At 59.9% G+C, this 16,192-nt stretch carries 18 protein-coding genes; all 18 read right to left on the bottom strand.

Annotated features, from left to right (window positions below):
* Positions 1–33: 33 nt before the first annotated feature.
* The 18 genes from AABC73_RS14155 to AABC73_RS14070 all read right to left on the bottom strand — a co-directional run bounded on the left by AABC73_RS14155 (position 34) and on the right by AABC73_RS14070 (position 16,191).
* Positions 34–2,598 (bottom strand): hypothetical protein, encoded by a 2,565-nt coding sequence (locus AABC73_RS14155; protein ID WP_341521555.1) that lies wholly within the window; start codon positions 2,596–2,598, stop codon positions 34–36.
* An 11-nt stretch (positions 2,599–2,609) separates the two neighbouring features.
* Positions 2,610–2,975, bottom strand: coding sequence for a hypothetical protein (locus tag AABC73_RS14150; RefSeq protein WP_341521554.1), 366 nt, complete (start codon positions 2,973–2,975; stop codon positions 2,610–2,612).
* Positions 2,972–4,102 carry a phage tail protein gene (locus AABC73_RS14145; protein ID WP_341521553.1) on the bottom strand — a complete coding sequence of 377 codons (1,131 nt, stop codon included), beginning with the start codon at positions 4,100–4,102 and terminating at the stop codon, positions 2,972–2,974. Before AABC73_RS14145 ends, AABC73_RS14150 begins: the two co-directional genes overlap by 4 nt.
* Positions 4,095–5,216 carry a baseplate J/gp47 family protein gene (locus AABC73_RS14140; RefSeq protein ID WP_341521552.1) on the bottom strand — a complete coding sequence of 374 codons (1,122 nt, stop codon included), beginning with the start codon at positions 5,214–5,216 and terminating at the stop codon, positions 4,095–4,097. The genes AABC73_RS14145 and AABC73_RS14140 overlap by 8 nt, the downstream gene beginning before the upstream one ends.
* Complete coding sequence (locus tag AABC73_RS14135; RefSeq protein WP_083359100.1) at positions 5,200–5,577, bottom strand: GPW/gp25 family protein; 378 nt, start codon at positions 5,575–5,577, stop codon at positions 5,200–5,202. The genes AABC73_RS14140 and AABC73_RS14135 overlap by 17 nt, the downstream gene beginning before the upstream one ends.
* Positions 5,578–5,676: 99 nt before the next feature.
* Entirely contained in the window at positions 5,677–6,228 is a 552-nt protein-coding gene (locus AABC73_RS14130; protein ID WP_341521551.1) for a phage baseplate assembly protein V, read from the bottom strand.
* A gap of 26 nt (positions 6,229–6,254) precedes the next feature.
* Complete coding sequence (locus tag AABC73_RS14125) at positions 6,255–7,370, bottom strand: contractile injection system protein, VgrG/Pvc8 family (protein WP_341521550.1); 1,116 nt, start codon at positions 7,368–7,370, stop codon at positions 6,255–6,257.
* Positions 7,358–7,564, bottom strand: coding sequence for a tail protein X (locus AABC73_RS14120; RefSeq protein ID WP_341521549.1), 207 nt, complete (start codon positions 7,562–7,564; stop codon positions 7,358–7,360). The genes AABC73_RS14125 and AABC73_RS14120 overlap by 13 nt, the downstream gene beginning before the upstream one ends.
* Complete coding sequence (locus tag AABC73_RS14115) at positions 7,564–8,445, bottom strand: phage tail protein (RefSeq protein ID WP_341521548.1); 882 nt, start codon at positions 8,443–8,445, stop codon at positions 7,564–7,566. The genes AABC73_RS14120 and AABC73_RS14115 overlap by 1 nt, the downstream gene beginning before the upstream one ends.
* On the bottom strand, positions 8,445–11,039 hold the full coding sequence (locus AABC73_RS14110) for a phage tail tape measure protein (RefSeq protein WP_341521547.1): 2,595 nt from the start codon (positions 11,037–11,039) through the stop codon (positions 8,445–8,447). The genes AABC73_RS14115 and AABC73_RS14110 overlap by 1 nt, the downstream gene beginning before the upstream one ends.
* Positions 11,040–11,165: 126 nt before the next feature.
* Entirely contained in the window at positions 11,166–11,522 is a 357-nt protein-coding gene (locus AABC73_RS14105; protein WP_341521546.1) for a phage tail assembly protein, read from the bottom strand.
* Between the two features lie 179 nt (positions 11,523–11,701).
* Entirely contained in the window at positions 11,702–12,223 is a 522-nt protein-coding gene (locus AABC73_RS14100; protein WP_341521545.1) for a phage major tail tube protein, read from the bottom strand.
* Entirely contained in the window at positions 12,223–13,653 is a 1,431-nt protein-coding gene (locus tag AABC73_RS14095; protein ID WP_341521544.1) for a phage tail sheath subtilisin-like domain-containing protein, read from the bottom strand. Before AABC73_RS14095 ends, AABC73_RS14100 begins: the two co-directional genes overlap by 1 nt.
* A complete protein-coding gene (locus AABC73_RS14090; RefSeq protein ID WP_341521543.1) occupies positions 13,653–13,907 on the bottom strand; it encodes a hypothetical protein in 255 nt (84 codons plus the stop codon). The genes AABC73_RS14095 and AABC73_RS14090 overlap by 1 nt, the downstream gene beginning before the upstream one ends.
* A complete protein-coding gene (locus AABC73_RS14085; protein ID WP_341521542.1) occupies positions 13,904–14,398 on the bottom strand; it encodes a Gp37 family protein in 495 nt (164 codons plus the stop codon). Before AABC73_RS14085 ends, AABC73_RS14090 begins: the two co-directional genes overlap by 4 nt.
* A complete protein-coding gene (locus AABC73_RS14080) occupies positions 14,398–14,829 on the bottom strand; it encodes a DUF1320 domain-containing protein (RefSeq protein WP_341521541.1) in 432 nt (143 codons plus the stop codon). Before AABC73_RS14080 ends, AABC73_RS14085 begins: the two co-directional genes overlap by 1 nt.
* 3 nt (positions 14,830–14,832) lie before the next feature.
* The gene (locus tag AABC73_RS14075) at positions 14,833–15,810 is read right to left on the bottom strand and encodes a major capsid protein (RefSeq protein ID WP_341521540.1); all 978 of its coding nucleotides are present in this window, start codon (positions 15,808–15,810) and stop codon (positions 14,833–14,835) included.
* Positions 15,811–15,822: 12 nt separating this feature from the next.
* Complete coding sequence (locus AABC73_RS14070; RefSeq protein WP_341521539.1) at positions 15,823–16,191, bottom strand: head decoration protein; 369 nt, start codon at positions 16,189–16,191, stop codon at positions 15,823–15,825.
* Position 16,192 lies beyond the last annotated feature (1 nt).

The following is a 16,192-nucleotide window of genomic DNA, read 5'->3' as shown; positions in this document are numbered from 1 at the left end:
AGCCCAAAGACATGACTCAGGTCACAGGACCCATTACACCTTTGCGAGGCGGCCGCCGACGTACGTGCTCGCGCTCGACGAGGCGTTGCTGACGACCAGATAGAACAGCCCGGCGGTCGAGCCGCTGCCGAAGTAGCCACCGTGGAACGCCACGCAGTTCGGGTTGGCATAGAAGTAGTCGCCGTATGTTCCATTGCTGGCCGTGGAATCCACCGTTGCGGGCGCAAAGATGTCGCGCAGGTCGTAGTTGGCCCCTGCGTCCTCCGCCATGGTCACCGGGTAACTGCCGCCAGAGGGCGCGGTGCGCGTGGTGGTCAGATACGACTTGTTGCCGTTGCGATCCCAGACCATGAACCTGCTCGACGCATCAGTCTGCAGGCCGTCAACCATCTGGTAGACGTTGCCCCACAGCCCGACGATGCCGCGCCAGGTGGCTTGCGCAACCATGGCACTGTCTACCGCCTGCACGGCGCTGGTACTGACGTTGCCCTGACCGATCAGCGCTTGTGAATCCGACCCGCCCATTTCGATCATGGCCAGCGTCTGAATGGCGGACAGCTGGTAGATCGACCACAGCGCGAAACCACTGACGCCCGCCGTGTTGCGTGCTGCTGCACGGGCCTGCATGGTCGGGAAATCGATACTGGCCAGCGGCATCAGGCCCGGCTTGGAGCCCAGCTTCGCCCCGTCAGTCGTGCCTTGGTATTTGCCGATCCAGAACTGCGCGAGATCCGCACCTGCATTCTTGAATGCCGGGTGCAAGGTGAAGCCTGTCGCTGGCTGGTCGGAAATCCATACCGCCTTCTTGCCGACGTTTGCGCCCGAGGCGATGGTGCCGCGCTTCACATAGAAGGCCGGGATTCTGACCATGTTCTGGCTGTCGACCACCTGATCCTGGATTGCGCCGTACGTGGCGTGCGAGCTGAAAAACGAAGCGTCTGTCACCTTGGTTGCGCCGTTTTCATCAACGCGAGCCCAAGTGCCACCGCCGCCGCCCGTGGCGAGCATCGCAATGCCGATCACGTTGGCGAACTGCGCCTTAGTGGTGATCTTGCTTTCGGTCGACCACTCCGACCAGCCCTTGGCGGTACCCTGATGGCGCACCTGCAGGTAATAGCTCAACTGACCCGGCAGCAACTTGCCAGCAGGCACTACTGCCGTGAGCTTGTTCACCGCATCGGTGCCGCTGTCCCAGACCGGCGCTGTGTAGGTTCCCGCTGCAGCGCGAATCCGCCATTGGCTAGCTGCATGCGTATCCGTGCCGCCCGACACGACAAAGGCTGAACTGGTGAGCGTCGGCTGCTCAGGCACGTCCGTGGCGTTTGCGGCAGGCCCGGTGATGCCTGGCGCGGCTACATACACAAACGAGGCAGCCGTAGCAAAGCTGGAAACAGCCGAATAATCCGACCATAAGCCCGCCACGTCCTGGACGCGGGCACGCCAGTAGTAAGTCGCTCCAGCGACCAGCACCGCAGCGGGCAATGCATACGACAGCCCGGAGCCGAGGACGCCAGAGTCATGCAGGATCGAAACGAAGGCGGCTGTCGTGGACAGCTGGAATTGGACCGCCGCCTGGGTGTTGCCCGATGGCGAGCTGTAGCCCGACAAGGCCAGCGTTGGACGCTCCATGACCCCGGTTGCAGCGGCGGCAGGCGTGCTGATCAGCGGCGTTGCCGGACGCAGATCCGGGTTGATAAAGCCGCCCAGGCCAGTTGGCGTGCCTAAGGCCACCAGGTGGGCAATGCTCATAGCCTCGCCCGAGATGTCCAGTCGCAGCCAGCCATCACCGCGCATTGGCAGAATGTATTCATAGTCGGCATAGCCGGTCGGGATATCGCCATCGGTACGGCGCAACGACCAGCCGGTTTCTTTCCACGTAGGCTGGTAGCCGTCGCGGTAATACAGACGGGCCATGCCCGAGTTGAGCGAGCGGCGAATCACGACCGCGCCACCAGCGGTGTCGGTGCCGATGTTGATCGAGCGCGTCAGGTAGATGTCGCCCGGCATGGCAGCAGCGCGGGAAGCGCCCAGCACCTTGATACTGGAGCGGCGCAGGGTTGCCGATGGGCCCCAATCGCGTGACAGGTTGGCAGCGAGACGAATGCGGGCCGCAGACAGTACGGTTTGCACCTGCACCAGCGCGGATGCCGGGGCCGGGTCACCATTGGCATCGACCGCAGCCGGATCACTGAGGACGTAAAACTCGCCGGGGCGCAGCTGGGACGTGGACGCCAGATCGATAGAGTCATCGCCGTTGACGCCCTGGATAACAGTGACCGGCTCCAGATCGATCAGCGTGTAGCCTGAAACGAACATTTCGAAGCGGACGACGTTGTTGCGGTACAGCCAGTCAAGATCAACGGCCTTTTGAACTGAAACAGCGCTCGACGACTCAACGCCGCCAAGGCGCTCATCCAGCGAGTCGATGGCCAGATCGGCTGCGGCCTTGTTATCGCCAACTGCCTTATTAATAGCTGCGTCATTGTCCAGCAGCGCCTGGTGAATCGGATTCCACGTGTCCGGGTGGGCGACACTGGAGGTTGTCAGCGCCGGCATGCTGGCGGAGAAAATCGGATTTGGACTTGGGGTCAACGGCATGACGGTGTTCCTCAGTATTCAAAATCAAGATCGAGTTCGATCTCGCTGGTGGACTCGAACTCTTTTGGCTTAACGACGCGGCGACCCATCAGCACGCCCGACTCGGTAAACACACCGAACTCGCGCAGGACGTTGTCTGCAGCCAGGATTCCGCCCATGTTGCCCCTGACTGTCAGCACAGCGCCTACCACGATGTTGGTCACTGGAACGCGGGCGAACTCAGCCACGAGGGCCACGTCCTCGTCCGGCGAATACGCCTTGCTACCCGACCCGAAGGCCATCCAGGCGGCTTTGGAAATTGCTGCACCAGTTGCGGCGCTAACCGCGACCTGGTGCCGATAGGCCAGCGTGGTGGGTGTGGCAGTCGGATTGCTCATAGCGGTTCCTGGGTCGTAATGCCGTTGTGTTTAACGCGCAAAGTGGCGCGGAATCTGATGCTTGGTCCGCCCAGTTCGCCGCCCAGCAGCCAGGTGCCGTCGAGGCGATGCAGGCCAACGCGGTCGAGCTGGGCATCGGCAAGGCTTCGGCCTTCATCCATCGGCCAGCCCTGAAGTGTTTGGGTGTCCAGAGCCCAGCGGCCATCCAGCGCAAGAAAGCGATCGCCTAAGAGGACCGGTTCAGAAGCGCGCGGGCCACCCATGGCCATGGCGGCACGCAGGGTGATCTTTTGATGAGTGGTGATGTGGCTGTTGTCCAGGGTCGCGCCGGTCGGTGTGCGCCCATTGAGAGGCCGCCCGTCAAGAGACCAGCCACCGTCAAGCAACACGTCGGCATACCCGCCGCTGAGTTTCCAGCAGCCATCCAGCGTGCGGCGCGCTGCAGGCTGGAAACGCTGGCACCTGGAGTACTTCAAGCGCAGGCGCGCAGCCATCGACTTGATGGTGATTCGTGAATCGAACTTTGCCTGCAGCGCAATGATGATGCCGACCAGCTCGTCGCGAGTGGGCGCATAGGCTTCTGCGACTTGGCGAATGCGTTTCTGTTGGTCGCGAGACCAGTCGCCTTCCGAGGCGTTGAGGCGGATCGCATACTGAGCCCAGTGGCTCATGGCGATGCGCTTCATGACTTGACCGTTGATGCCAGTCGCGGGCGGCGTGAGGCTGACGCTGCCATCGAGCAGCCAGGTGCCATCGAGGGTCTTGCCTCCTGCAGCGATCCATTCGGCCTGGTAAGTCTTCTGCTCGATCAGCTCCAGGACCGGATAACCGATGGTGGCCAGCGCCTGCTTGACTGCCCAGGGCGTGCCCTTGTAGCGGTGCAGCATGATCGCGGTTTTGATCAGCGCTCGCCGGTCATCATCGGATCTTGCCACCGGCCAAGTCGCCTCTTCCAACATGGAAAACTGTTCGGCAAGGATCGGCAGCAGCGAAGACGGCACCAGGTCGACTAGGTAGACGAGCATCGGGTCGAGATCGAGGCGCTGCATGTTCTCGTTGAGCAGCTCATTCAGCCAGACGAAGCGCTCATCACCGGCCAGCGCCGGAGGCAGCTGTTGATCAGCCATTGGACGTACCTGCATCGATCAGCTGGATCGAGGAGCAGACCGCCCATTCGTTGCCCAGCAATTCACGCGGAACCGCTGGCTGCTCGACAAAGGCCCGATACACACCGGCCACTTGAAGCCGTGCGATCAGCTGCTCAGGGACGATATCGACACCTAAACCGACACTCAACTCAAGCGCGTACGCATCGGCAGCAGCTTGTACTCGGGCCATCGTGGTGACGCGATCGGCGCTGTTGAAGAAGACGATGCGAGCGCTGATCGAGTAATCGACCTGCACCGGGGGCAGCGCATGCACGGTGTCACAGAGGGGCCGCACCTTCTCGCCACTCACCAAGGTCAGTACGCGCTGTAGCAGGTCTGCGGTCGGCAATCCGCTGGTGGTCAGCGGGAACAGCGCGACATGGCCGGGTTGCTGGCCTTCAGCCGGACCATGCACCGCCACATCTTTGATCGATTGATGCACGGCCATGGCGTGATAACGATACGCCCCACGGCTGCCAGCATTGGAGTAAGCCTCAGGGGCGAGAATGATGCGTTCACGGTAGCGATCGTCGTCCTCATCCTCCGCGCCGTCATAGCTCACGGTGATGTTGGTGGCCAGCAGACCGGCGAACGGTGGATTGGCGATGACGCTGATCTGCCCGATCGCCCAACCATTACCAGCTGCGCCGACCGTACTGCAGGTCGCAGTGACGGTGACTTGAGCCTGGCCAGCAGGGATCAGCACGTCTTCATCAGTGGCGAATGCCAGCTTGGCGTCCTGGGTGGCCACTCGTGTACCGACAGGGATCAGGATCGGCTGAGTTGCAGGCAGCGCAATGGTGAAGCGCACCGTGCAACGTGCCGCTATCGCCAACAATCGAGGGGTGGCGACCAGCTCACCCAGGTAATCCAGAATCGGGCCGTTGCTGTGCCGCACCAATAGCTGCTCACCAGCATTCTGAATGGACATCTGCAGGCCGGTGGTGGCGTACGCGATTTGGTCGATGAAAAGACGTTCGATCTGCGCCGGATACAGGGTTTTGCCCGACTTCTCTTCATAGCGCGCAATCAGATCCGCTTCGGTGGCGGCAGGATCGATCGTGACGAATATTGGCTTAGGCAGCTCGCGCATACGGCACCTCCGTCAACTGAGGCACACCGTCTGCGACCCGCCATACAACCGTCAGGGTGACCTGGGCGGCTTCAATGGCTGGATTGACCCGCACCACTGTCACCCGAGTTTCCCAAAGGCGTATAGCGTCCACAGCTTCGCGCACCAGGTGCGGCACAACCCGATTAACAGGCCAGTCGATATAGAGGTGGATGTCACTGCCAAAGGTCGGGCGGTGTGGGTCGCTGCCCTTGGGCGTCGTGAGGATGATGCGAATAGCCTGGTCAATATCACGCAGGCCTTCCACGACCGCACCGGCAGTGCCAAGTGCTGGCTGCCAGTGGGCTGCGGTGATGCTGGTATAGGAGATAGGCGTCGTCATGCGCCCATATTGAGGAGGTGCGCGCCTGCTAGCTTTTAATCTGGTTTAAAGCTTCCCGTGCAGGCCGGTCAGCCGAACATCCTTCTATATATAGGGTGCTCAATGACTATGGTGATTCGAGTTGCCGCCACCATCCATCACGGTGCCGCCCGCATTGACGTTACCGCCGACCTCCACATTGCCGCTCACCCTGAGGTTGCCATTCAGATGCACCTCAGGAACATCCAGGGTGGCGGATGGGGCCTTGACCGACACGGGCTCACCGCACCGTATGTCCAGGTTCTTGGCGCATTTCAGCGTCGTGGCACCGACGCAATCCAACGCCATCACATGCGCAGCACGGTCGTAGGTCAGGGTCGTGCCGTCGCTGAACCGCACATAGTCCGTGTCTTCGTCGATGACTGGCGGCGGCTCAGCAGTCGAGTAGATGCCTCCCAGGCAAACACCACCGACGCCATCCGCATCGAGCAGCACCGCCACCTGCTCATTCAGCTCGGGCATCAACGGACGGCGCTGCGTGCCCTGGGTGTTGCGCTGGGGCACATGCAGCCAGAAGCTCTCCACGCCATCCCGGTCATCCAGACGCACGCGGATCCTGCAGGCCTGGTGATCGACCGCGCTCACTTCGCCGTATTCCAATTCAACGCCCATGGCTAAGGCTTCCTGCTGCTTTGAGGTTATGCAAGGGCACCATCCTGCTGAAAGCCATAGGTCGAAAGCGCCAGATCAGGCTTGGAGGCGTCGAATGACAGTGATATCGAGGTCGCGGATACACGGCAGAGGCTCAGCTCAACCGTATAGCCACCACCACGGGTAATCCGGTGCTGCGCGGACAGGATCAGGTAGTTGCCGCCCATTTTGCCCGCTGCGACGAGGGTGACGACGTTGCCACTGACCAGATTGGGCTGACCCATCAATGACCAGCTGCCCGTCGTGCGCTCCCGATTGGCTTTAGCCAGATCGGCCTTGGCCTTGGCCTTGGATTCCTCCTCAGAGGCCGAACGCTTGCGATGTTTCTTGGTGTCAGCACTGGTGGTCGCGCCACTACTGCTGCTGGGGACCGCCACAGTCTCACCGTTCTTAATGTCGTAGGAGATCAGCTTCTTCTTGGCCGGATCCTTGTGTTTGACTGACACCTTCTCCGGCACGGTCCTGATCTGGTCCCGCAAGCGCACGTTACTCAAGTCTTTGAGCATCAACTGAGCGACCGGCTTGCCCTTGGCCAGCTCGCTGATGGCGTGAAACACCAGGCGCGAACCGGTCACTTTAAAGGCGTAGTCATATTCATCTGCCAGGTTGCGCAGGAACTCCAGATCAGACTCCTGCTGCGTCAGGCGATCCAGCTTGATCGGCTCGATACTACCTACCAGAGTCAGCCCCAGGCGACTCGCAACCTCCTGGGCTACGGCGGCAAGCGTGGTGCTCTCGTATGCCTTGTGCTCGGTGGTGCGCAGCGCCGTGTTGATGCCTGTTGCGATCGCCCTGATGCCGACCGTAGCCGGGGCAGAACTGAAGTCCACCTCATCAATCTCCAGGCGGCTCAGCGTGCGCAGCGGCTTGCCGGACCAACCCAGGGACAAAGCCAGTGCGTCGCCATGCCCCGGATACCAAGCATCGAGCCACTTCCCCTCCGCGTCCTCCAGCTCGATATCTAAGGTGTCAGCCTGGCCCGTCAAAAAGTCCGAGTAAGAGATTGAGGTCAGGTTTTTACTGATATCGCGGGTGATATTTCGCTGCTGGTAGGTCAGCACAAAGCGAGCCTCGGGCACTTCTCCTGGTACTAGCGCATCCATGGCGGCAGATCCTCGCTCGATACAACGGGATCGAGCATCGGAATAGCCAGGATCAAGCCTGCGGGCAATGCTCCCGTGATCGGCACATGGGGGTTGGCCTCAACGATCGGCGGGTAACGATGTGCGTCACCGTAGTACTTCCAGGCCAGCTGATCCCAGCGCTCGCCCTCAGTTGTGACATGGGTCAGAAACATCAGGCTCTCCTGGTGATGACTTGAGCGGCAAGGCCGGTCAGGCGCGTTGAAGCCCCGTCGAGCCGGTCGTATGCCTGGGCAATGTAGTTGCCAGAGGTCTCGAACCTGTCGGCCACATTGCCCAGGTCCAGCGGGGTCAGGCTAGAGCGTGCGCCGCTGACGCTGCCATACAGGCTTTGACCCAGCTGGGCGATGTCCTCCCCCTCATGAATAAAGCTCGCAGCCTCAGTCAGGCCAGCGATCGGGCCCAGCGCCCGCTCAGTCAGCGCAGCGAGTTGCGGTGCCTGAGTCAGCAGCGTCATCGGATTGAAGTTCTTGACCGCGTCATAGATGGTCTTTGCCTGTTGGATCATGGTCCCGGCCTGGCGCGCATAACCAACCACTGTCTGAGCAGACGACAACACGGGCGCGAGCTTCGAGATCAATGCTGGGGTCGCGATCTTCGCTGCAGCCGTGGACTGCACCGCCGAATCAATCAGGCCAGCCTTAACGACCTTGGGCGTGAATGGCCCGGCGTATTCGCGCAGAGTGACCTGAACATTCGACGAATAAAGCCGACCGTCAGCCGAGGTCCGACGAGGCGTGTTGCTGATGTCCGTAATCACGAAAGCGCCAACGTATTCCCCACTGCCCAGGACAAACGCCAGCGGCTCGTGTTTGCTCTTTGCCTCGCGCAGGGTGCGCAGGCGTGCCTCGGGGTCGCCCAGCCATGGATGCAGCTGCATGCTGAATTTAAGTTCGTCGAGGCCGTCGCCGACCCACTCCAGGAGCGGCTTGCCCTGGATCAGCGAATGCTCAGCCCAATCGGCAGTGCTGCTCTGCTCCATGCCGGTGATGCCGCTGGCCACTTCGAATTCGATCTTTCCCAATACGGCATACATCAGGTGCGTCCTCCAGCTGGTGGTCCGTAGCTGCGGCGTCCCTGGTCATGCTGGAAGCGCTCCATGAACCTGACGAACTCGGCATAGCTTGTGTTCAATGCTTGGGAAACCTGGTTGCCAACGCCTTCACCGCCCGGCACGTTGATGACCGGAGAGAAAGTCACCTGCAGAGGCTGCGCGCCAGCTCCGCCGCCCATGGAGCCCGCACCTGCGGATCCGTCAGCGCCCGCCATGTTGGCGCTAGTAAGCGCATTCAGATTAGGAAGGCGCATCGCGACGCCCGTCTGGTCGGCCATGCCCAGTGCTGCCTGGCGAACGAGGCCGGACTGCGAGGCAATACCGATGGCGGCACCTTCGCTGATGTTGGCACCGTAGCCCATGAACACCCGGCTCGGCGACTGGATGCCCAGCGTCTCGGTAAACCAGCCCTTGATCGAAGTGCCAATGCCGACCACGGTTTCCTTCGCACTTTCAAGCTTGGCGCTGATGCCGCTGATCAGGCCGCTGATGATATTGCCGCCGAACTCACTGAACTTGCTAGGCAACTCAACTCCGAAGTAACTCATGACTCCGGCGAAGGCCCGATAAAACAGGCCCAACGGGGAAAAGTTAATAATCAGTCCGGCAATTCCCGCAAATCCCCCGTTAAAGGCAGTCTTTATCTCGCTCCAAAGACCTCCGAAGAAGCCTTTGATGGGCTCCCAATATCGGTAAATAAGATAGGCACCCAGCGCAATAGCGGTAATGGCCAAACCGATGGGGTTCATCAACAGTGCGCGGCCAAGCCAAAGAATGGCCTGTCCTGCGAGCTTCAGGCCGAACAGCAATGTCCCTCCCAGTACTTTGCCGAGCATGAGACCGCCGCGAGCAGCCATCATGAGCGGCGCACCAAACGCCATGCCGATACCACGCAGGAATATGCCGCTGTATCTGAGCGTGGTCATCAGTCCGCCACCCAGCATCTTCAGGCCCGAGATCGCCGGAGCAAACTTGCCCATCTGCCACGCGGCCCGCAGCAGCAGCCATTTGGAGGACATCGACGTGACGGCGGTCGTTGCCGCTGCGAAGGGCGACATCACCAGGTTAGCGCCGTAGGCCACGCCGATGAACGCCAGCTTGGCTGTCAGCAAGCCCGCGACCAGACCGACCACACCCTTCACCAGGGCTGGGTTTTCACCTGCCCAAGTGGCGAATGACTGGACGACTGGCAGAGCTGCCTTAGTTATGTCTACAAGTGCAGGCAACAGGACGCTGCCAACAGTGATGCCCAGTTCCGACAGATTTATCGAGAGCGCCTTCATTTGCTCTCGCGGGCTCTCCATCCGCTTATTCCAATCGCCATCACCGCCCTGGTCGGCGGCGCCAAAACTACCTTTCTGAATATCTGCGCCCTCGTTTCGGTTTGCGATAGCGGGACGAATAAAAGCCAGCGTTTCCTGGTCCGCGAACAATTCACCCAACTTGTATGATTCGTTCAGCCGGGCCAGTGCCGTCTCACGCTCTTTATCATCCTTGAGGGCCATCACTTTCTGAAACTCACCAGCTGCCTTTGGCCCCTTCGTGCTCATGTACTTGGTGATGATTTCGAGCATGGCCTGCATCGGCGTCATACCTTGGCTGACCATGTTTTTCATAGCGTCTTTTAGGTCAATACCTGCGTCTTTGAAACTCTTCAAAGTGTCCTTCGCAGTAATTTTCGACAAAAAGTTTTTAAAGTTGTTGGCCGCCTCGTCGTTGCTACCCGCACCCTTACGCGCAATTTGCAACGATGCACCAATCTCAGCAACGGCTCGCTCACCCGTTATGCCCAGGGCGGCAAACTGCGGAGTCAACTGAGGCAGCCATTTAGCCATGTCGGCCAGCTCGAACTGGCCTCGCTTACCGGCGTAGGCCAGCATGTTCATGGAGCGCTCAAGACCCGCAGCGCCGATGCCGAGGTTGTCATTCAGCGCGATGGCCACAGACCCCAAATCATCCATGCTGGCCCGCGTAGCAGTTGCCGTTTTTGCCATCACTGGCGCATAAGCAGCCAGCTCTTTTGCGCTGGATATGCCGCCAGCGATCAGCACTGCAGTACCTTTTGCCACTTCAGTCTGAGTCTGATTCCACCTCAGCGCAGCACCACGCATTACGCCGCCGAGACGCTCTTCCTCAGCAGCATCAAAGCCGCCGGTGATGGCGATGTCGTTGGTTTGATCCTTGAAGTCGATGGCGGTGCGCATGGATTGCACGACTGGAGCGCCAAGCACGGCAGCCGTCCCAATCGTTTCCATAGCTTGGCCGCGCAACTCTCCACGCCGGTTCTTGAGGGTTTCGCCGCGAGCGATGCTGGTATTAAGCTGCTCCTGCTTCACCTTCAACTGGTCGATGGTGCGGCCAACCTGCGTGTATTGATTGCGCAGGCGCTCGATACCCGTGCCGCCGCGTGCGAGCGACGCGGCAAGCTCCGTACCAATGAGTTTTTGTCGGGAGGTCAGGCTGTCAGTTGCTCGCCCGAGCTGCTGGACAGTGGAGCGTGCAGATCCGAATGCTGACTGCAGCGTGCCGGAAACCGCAGCACCGATCCGTAGCCCGACAAGAACTTCATTCGCCATATTGATTACGCCTGGAGCTTGGACCTAGACCGGCCGAGCCAATAGCCCGGCCTCTACGATGACACTCATTGCGAGCGCATCTTTTCTGCAGCTTCGATACGTCGGTCGATTTCTCGACTGCACGCATCAACCCACCGCAGGTACTCCGGCATCTCCAGGTTCGCTATCTCTGATGGCTGCATCTTTAGCACCATCAACAGCGCTTCGTCCCAGGAGTGCAGCCAGGTCTCGTCCATCAGCCATTTCCCGAAACACCTCGGTAACGACTTTGGAGTCGGCGATGTCCAGCTCTGCCAAATCTTCAATCGTCATGCCGGTCATTTTGGCAAAGAGGAAGTCTTCCTGCAGCCCTTCGTCCTTGCTGTAGGCCTGAGCCTTGCCGATGTCCTTGCGCTTGAGGCGGGTGATAGGCAGTGAGGTAAGGCAGACGCCAGCAGCGGTCGTGAAGGGAAATTTAAGAGAGATACTGAGGGAAGCGGCCATCGCTGTTGCTCCAGGTGAAGTGGGAGTGCTCTGAAAGAGTCCAGAGGTTCGCACCTGGTGAGCGATTCGGCTTTTAATACGCTTTAAAGAGAAGCCCCGCACGGTGGCGGGGCTTCAGGGTTGCATCCATGCTGCCCCGTCCATGGGGCTATTCAGATCAGGCGCATCCAGCGCTACCGTTAAGCCTGGCCGATGTTCTTCCTGTATGTCGCCAGCTGATCTTCGCCATTTACCTTGAAAATGTTCGCCAAGTAATCCAGTAACAGGACTTCTTCACCATCGAGCACCTGACGCACATAGGTGGCAGAGAATGGGGATTCGTACTTCGCAGGATCACGAGGCTTGTGGCTCCCCAGTTTGTAATCCTTGAAGGTGATGGTCATCATCGTGACCAGCGGGATTTCGCTCACCAAACCAGTACTGTCAAATACCTGGACATTCGATCGGCACTGGAGCGCAACGCTTTTAAAAGGCGATGCGAGCTTGGTGGCGGCGTCACCGTACAGGCTGTTCCAGTTGATTTTGCCCTCGATCTTGTCGAAGCCATCGGGCAGCTCGATCAGGCCGATCATGCCCAGCCCCTGGAAGTCCGACATCACCGCCTTCACGGAGCCAAGGTCGATCTCTTCGGCCTTGCCGAAGAAGCTGGCCCCGTCCAGGTAGATGTTAGCGTTGGAAATGCGGTGCGCACTGAAGGCCATTATGGTGCTCCCAGGTTGACCAGGTATTCGCTGGTGATTTCGGTTTCGAACGTGCCTCGCTCAAGCGGCAAAGGCACGGTCAACTTGTAGCTGAACAGCGCATGACCGAGCTGCAGCTCTGTCTGTGGGTTGCGAGCGGGGTCATACCAGCACTCACCACCGATCAGCGCTTCATCGCCAATCAACTTGCGAAACAGCAGATTGACGCTTTCGGTGATGCTGTCGATCAGAGAGTCGGTGATCGGCATGTCAACGAACTGCAGCGAGCTGTAGCGGATGGATTCGTCGATGATGTCCTTGGTGCGACGGACGTTTTCGAAGTTGCGCATCTCCGTAACAGTTGGCCAGGCAGCGGTGCGGTTACCCCACAAGCGCAGCCCGGTACCGAAGGAGTTGAACACGGTGGTGATGCCGTTTTCGTTGAGCAAGTTCACTTCGCTGCTTGCGTCGTCAACACGAGCGGTCAATGGCCGTTCCAGCCCGATCACACCAATCAGCTCCTGATTGGAGCTGCTCCACCAGTAACCCTTGTCATTGTCGATCTTTGCCCGAAGAGCAGCGGCGCGGATCGACAAAGGCTCCAGGCGCTCACCGCTGGTGGCGGTGTCGAGTACTTTCACGTGGGGATAGCACAAGCGTACCCGGTCACTGCTGGTGTTGAAGTTGATCGCGCCTGCAGGCCCGCGACCGGCAATGCACTGCTGCACCGTGGTGCCGATCGGCGCATCGATGTAAGCGACCCCGCCAACCTGAGTGGCGGCAGCGATCAGCTCGACGCTGATCGAATTGAGCTGACTGAACCCTGGTGCAATGAAGATTTTCGCGAAGAAGCCCAGGGTGTTGTAGCTGTCCTGGAACGCTTTGAGCCCGCTTCGCTGACCTGCAATGTTGACCGCGCCGACGATATCGGCAGGCGTGACCTTGCTCGGATCTGCATGGGTGTAGTCGGCGAGGACCGAACCGTTTACCGGGATGGCGCCAGCGGCCAATCGGGTGACCTTGCCAGTCAGCATATCGACGGTGTAATCGACGCCGAGTGCGTAGGCAGCGCCATTGCCAGTAGCCGGTTTTAGCTCCAGCAGCTGCAGTGCGCCATGACCCAATCGCAACAGTTCGTTGTCGCCAAAGGAGCGGGCCTGGCCCACAACGTTGGTGCGATGGATCAACGGATCCAGAACATTCACCACCAGCACAGTGCCTGCGCCGAAGTCGTAGATGCTCGACAACGCCTTGGGGATACTGAAGCCGTCCAGATCATCAGGACCAAACTGAGCGCCGTCGGTCTCGTTCAGCGACAGCGTGACCGCATTCACCGCCCCGACCGGTGCGGTACCGAGTAGCGCAATGACTGCCGACTTCACAATGCGGATGGGTCGCGCCCCTCGGGAGATCTCAAGGGTTTCAATACCGTGCAAATAGTTAGCAGCCATCAGGCTTTTGCTCCTTTCTTGTCTTGCGCAGTTGGCGCATCGACCACAGCGCTTTCGGCAGCATCGCCTGGAAGCAACTCCAGGTGTTTGAGGACGAGCAGTACCTGAACATACTCATGATCTTCAGGTAGCTCGACAGGCTTGCCAGGGATCAGCTGTACTTCGAGCAGCTCGGCAGGCTTGCCGGATTCAGCCACTAAGCGAAGCGTCGCCGCGCTCTGGGGGCCTTTGTACAAATAGCGGGTCAGTTTCACTGGTATTCCTCGAAACGGGTCTGTGTCAGTAGAGGCCCGGTTTCGGGCTCCATGATTTGCAACTGAGTTGCACGGGTGGAAATGTCGAGGCTGTACTGCCAGATGCCCTGGACCTGACCGATGAACGCTTCAGCGAGCGGGCGACAGGCAACATCACAGTGCGGAGCCTTCCAGCCAGCCAGCGCGCCACGGGCGCGATCAAGGAAGCTGATCACCCCGTCCTTGCCGTTCAACTGCCGGAACACAAAGGTCAAGCGCAGCACGATCTTGCGGGCCTGGAACATGGCATCCAACGATTCGGAATCGTCGAAGGATGACTTGCCGAAGGCCACCAGCACTGCGCCCCGAGGATGGTTAAGCCGGTACTGGGCCGGGCTTTCCGGGAACAACTCGATCATCAGCTCTTTATCGAAGTGCGCTTTCAGGCGCTCCACGATGGCAAGCATCAGCTGCTCGGTTTGTGTCTTTGGCTGAATCAGGGGCTGACTCATCAGTAGCTCTTCCATAAATCGTTGCCAAACTGCTGGCGACGGGAGCGGACCCGGATCTCACCGGGCTCAGGAGCCGCCTTGCCTGACGGCATGCCCAGGGTGACGACACCATCACGGATGCTTTCCAGCAGCTTGATGGTGTCCTTGCGGCTGTCCTTGACTGGATCCGGCAACGAGCCTTCTGGGCGACGCTGATACAGCCAGTGTCGCGCCAGATAGACCACGGCATCGCGCAGCACCGTGGGGACCGGATCGAGCGGCAAGGTGTAGCGCCCGCGCAGATAACCGTCGACCAGCTCTTCGGCCTGGCGCACGCCATCCTCGATCACGGACTCGTTCGGCTGCATGGCCGAGGGGTCATCGTTGGAGAGCTGAATCAGCGTCATCTCTGGGATGGCGCTGCCGATATCGGCGCGGGTGCAGTAGCGCATGGCCTAGAACGACAGTTCGACGAGGGCTTCAGGGAACAAGCACATGGCCAACGGGTTAGCCTGCGCTTCTACGTCCCAGCCTTTGCCCATCTTGCGTTCTTCACCCTTGCTGTAGAACGGCAAGCCCACGGTGTTGACCGTCTCGTTGTAGTTCGCCGGGGCGTTGAACATCTTGAAGACGCCTTTGCCCACCGGGAATACCTGGGCGACGTTGGACGGAATGAAGCGTTGGCCGCTGACCGTTACGTCGTACTCGACAAACTCGATGCCGCCGAAGGTGAACCCCGAACGCAGATCGCCACCAATACGGTCCTGCGCCTCCTGGTAACCAGCGAACGCAGCCTTGACCTTCTCGTGCTCGGTAAAGGCGTCGAACCAGTCGGGACCGCAGAAGGAGCGGAAGCCGGTGACCATGACACCACCGAGTTTAGATTCGGCGTGACGCTTGGCGTCCAGGCAGGCCTTGCGAACATTGGTGGATGCCGTGCCCAGGGCGACGGTGACCTTCTTCTGTTCAACGCCAAACTCGCTAAACAGATCAAAGAGCACCGAGCCGTCGGCATTAAGCAGCTTGCCTCGCAACGCACCCACGCGCTGGAACTCACGGGTGGACTCGATGCTGTTCTTCAGTTCCTGCAGGTGATCATTGATGATCGTTGCCTGCGGGACGGTCGCAGTCTCTTGGCCGAAGGACGCAATGCCTTGAAGCTGGCTCGGGAGCAAAGGTCGAGAGATTGGCAAGTGCAGCGTTTCGAACGTGCGCCGGGCGCGCTTGCCAGCTTTCACGGCTGCCGGATCGGCATCGCGGGAAGTGTTCGGGACCAACACCAGGCGGCCTTCGTATTCGTCGATCACCACCGACGTGGTGGTGACGCCTTTCTCTTCGAAGATGCCCATCGCACCGACTTTGCTCGGGATGACCGGCAGTTTGTTGATGGATGCGCTAAGGCTTGCAACGGTGAAGAGGTCTTGAAGATTCATGTACAACTCCTATCAGAGCGCCGCACGAGCGACGATGCCCAGGGCGTTAAGTTCGTCCAGGGCGGTGACTTTCTGGACATCGGTGATACCGGCAGGCCAGTGCAGCTCTACCAGCTCGACGACTGCACCCCGAGCGATGACCACGCCAGGCGTATCAGCGGCGGTGGCATCCACGCTCTCACCGAGAACAGCCACGGCCTTTTTGGCTGCGCCCGCGCCCGCCAGATCAAGCGCTTGGCACTTGCCGTTGACCTTGGCCAGAACCGTGCCCAGTGGGTAAGCGGCACCCATCGCGAGCAGCGCTTTTTCTTTGGTCCAGCCGGGAGCGACTTCAACCAGGAGCAAATCACCCAGCGTTTTGGGTGGTGTGTAAGTAGGCATG

It is taken from the genome of Pseudomonas sp. G.S.17 (genome assembly GCF_038096165.1).
Lineage (GTDB): Bacteria > Pseudomonadota > Gammaproteobacteria > Pseudomonadales > Pseudomonadaceae > Aquipseudomonas.
The sequence above is the reverse complement of the archived record's forward strand: the minus strand, read 5'-3'. Positions and strand labels throughout refer to the sequence as shown.

Excerpts from the sequence above, each read along its gene's own strand:
- AABC73_RS14110 (WP_341521547.1), bottom strand. The coding sequence starts at position 11,039 with ATGGCGAATGAAGTTCTTGTCGGGCTACGGATCGGTGCTGCGGTTTCC.
- AABC73_RS14080 (WP_341521541.1), bottom strand. The coding sequence starts at position 14,829 with ATGCGCTACTGCACCCGCGCCGATATCGGCAGCGCCATCCCAGAGATG.
- AABC73_RS14150 (WP_341521554.1), bottom strand. The coding sequence starts at position 2,975 with ATGAGCAATCCGACTGCCACACCCACCACGCTGGCCTATCGGCACCAG.
- AABC73_RS14135 (WP_083359100.1), bottom strand. The coding sequence starts at position 5,577 with ATGACGACGCCTATCTCCTATACCAGCATCACCGCAGCCCACTGGCAG.
- AABC73_RS14095 (WP_341521544.1), bottom strand. The coding sequence starts at position 13,653 with ATGGCTGCTAACTATTTGCACGGTATTGAAACCCTTGAGATCTCCCGA.
- AABC73_RS14105 (WP_341521546.1), bottom strand. The coding sequence starts at position 11,522 with ATGGCCGCTTCCCTCAGTATCTCTCTTAAATTTCCCTTCACGACCGCT.
- AABC73_RS14130 (WP_341521551.1), bottom strand. The coding sequence starts at position 6,228 with ATGGGCGTTGAATTGGAATACGGCGAAGTGAGCGCGGTCGATCACCAG.
- AABC73_RS14070 (WP_341521539.1), bottom strand. The coding sequence starts at position 16,191 with ATGCCTACTTACACACCACCCAAAACGCTGGGTGATTTGCTCCTGGTT.
- AABC73_RS14125 (WP_341521550.1), bottom strand. The coding sequence starts at position 7,370 with ATGGATGCGCTAGTACCAGGAGAAGTGCCCGAGGCTCGCTTTGTGCTG.
- AABC73_RS14085 (WP_341521542.1), bottom strand. The coding sequence starts at position 14,398 with ATGAGTCAGCCCCTGATTCAGCCAAAGACACAAACCGAGCAGCTGATG.
- AABC73_RS14155 (WP_341521555.1), bottom strand. The coding sequence starts at position 2,598 with ATGCCGTTGACCCCAAGTCCAAATCCGATTTTCTCCGCCAGCATGCCG.
- AABC73_RS14145 (WP_341521553.1), bottom strand. The coding sequence starts at position 4,102 with ATGGCTGATCAACAGCTGCCTCCGGCGCTGGCCGGTGATGAGCGCTTC.
- AABC73_RS14100 (WP_341521545.1), bottom strand. The coding sequence starts at position 12,223 with ATGGCCTTCAGTGCGCACCGCATTTCCAACGCTAACATCTACCTGGAC.
- AABC73_RS14075 (WP_341521540.1), bottom strand. The coding sequence starts at position 15,810 with ATGAATCTTCAAGACCTCTTCACCGTTGCAAGCCTTAGCGCATCCATC.
- AABC73_RS14140 (WP_341521552.1), bottom strand. The coding sequence starts at position 5,216 with ATGCGCGAGCTGCCTAAGCCAATATTCGTCACGATCGATCCTGCCGCC.
- AABC73_RS14115 (WP_341521548.1), bottom strand. The coding sequence starts at position 8,445 with ATGTATGCCGTATTGGGAAAGATCGAATTCGAAGTGGCCAGCGGCATC.
- AABC73_RS14120 (WP_341521549.1), bottom strand. The coding sequence starts at position 7,564 with ATGTTTCTGACCCATGTCACAACTGAGGGCGAGCGCTGGGATCAGCTG.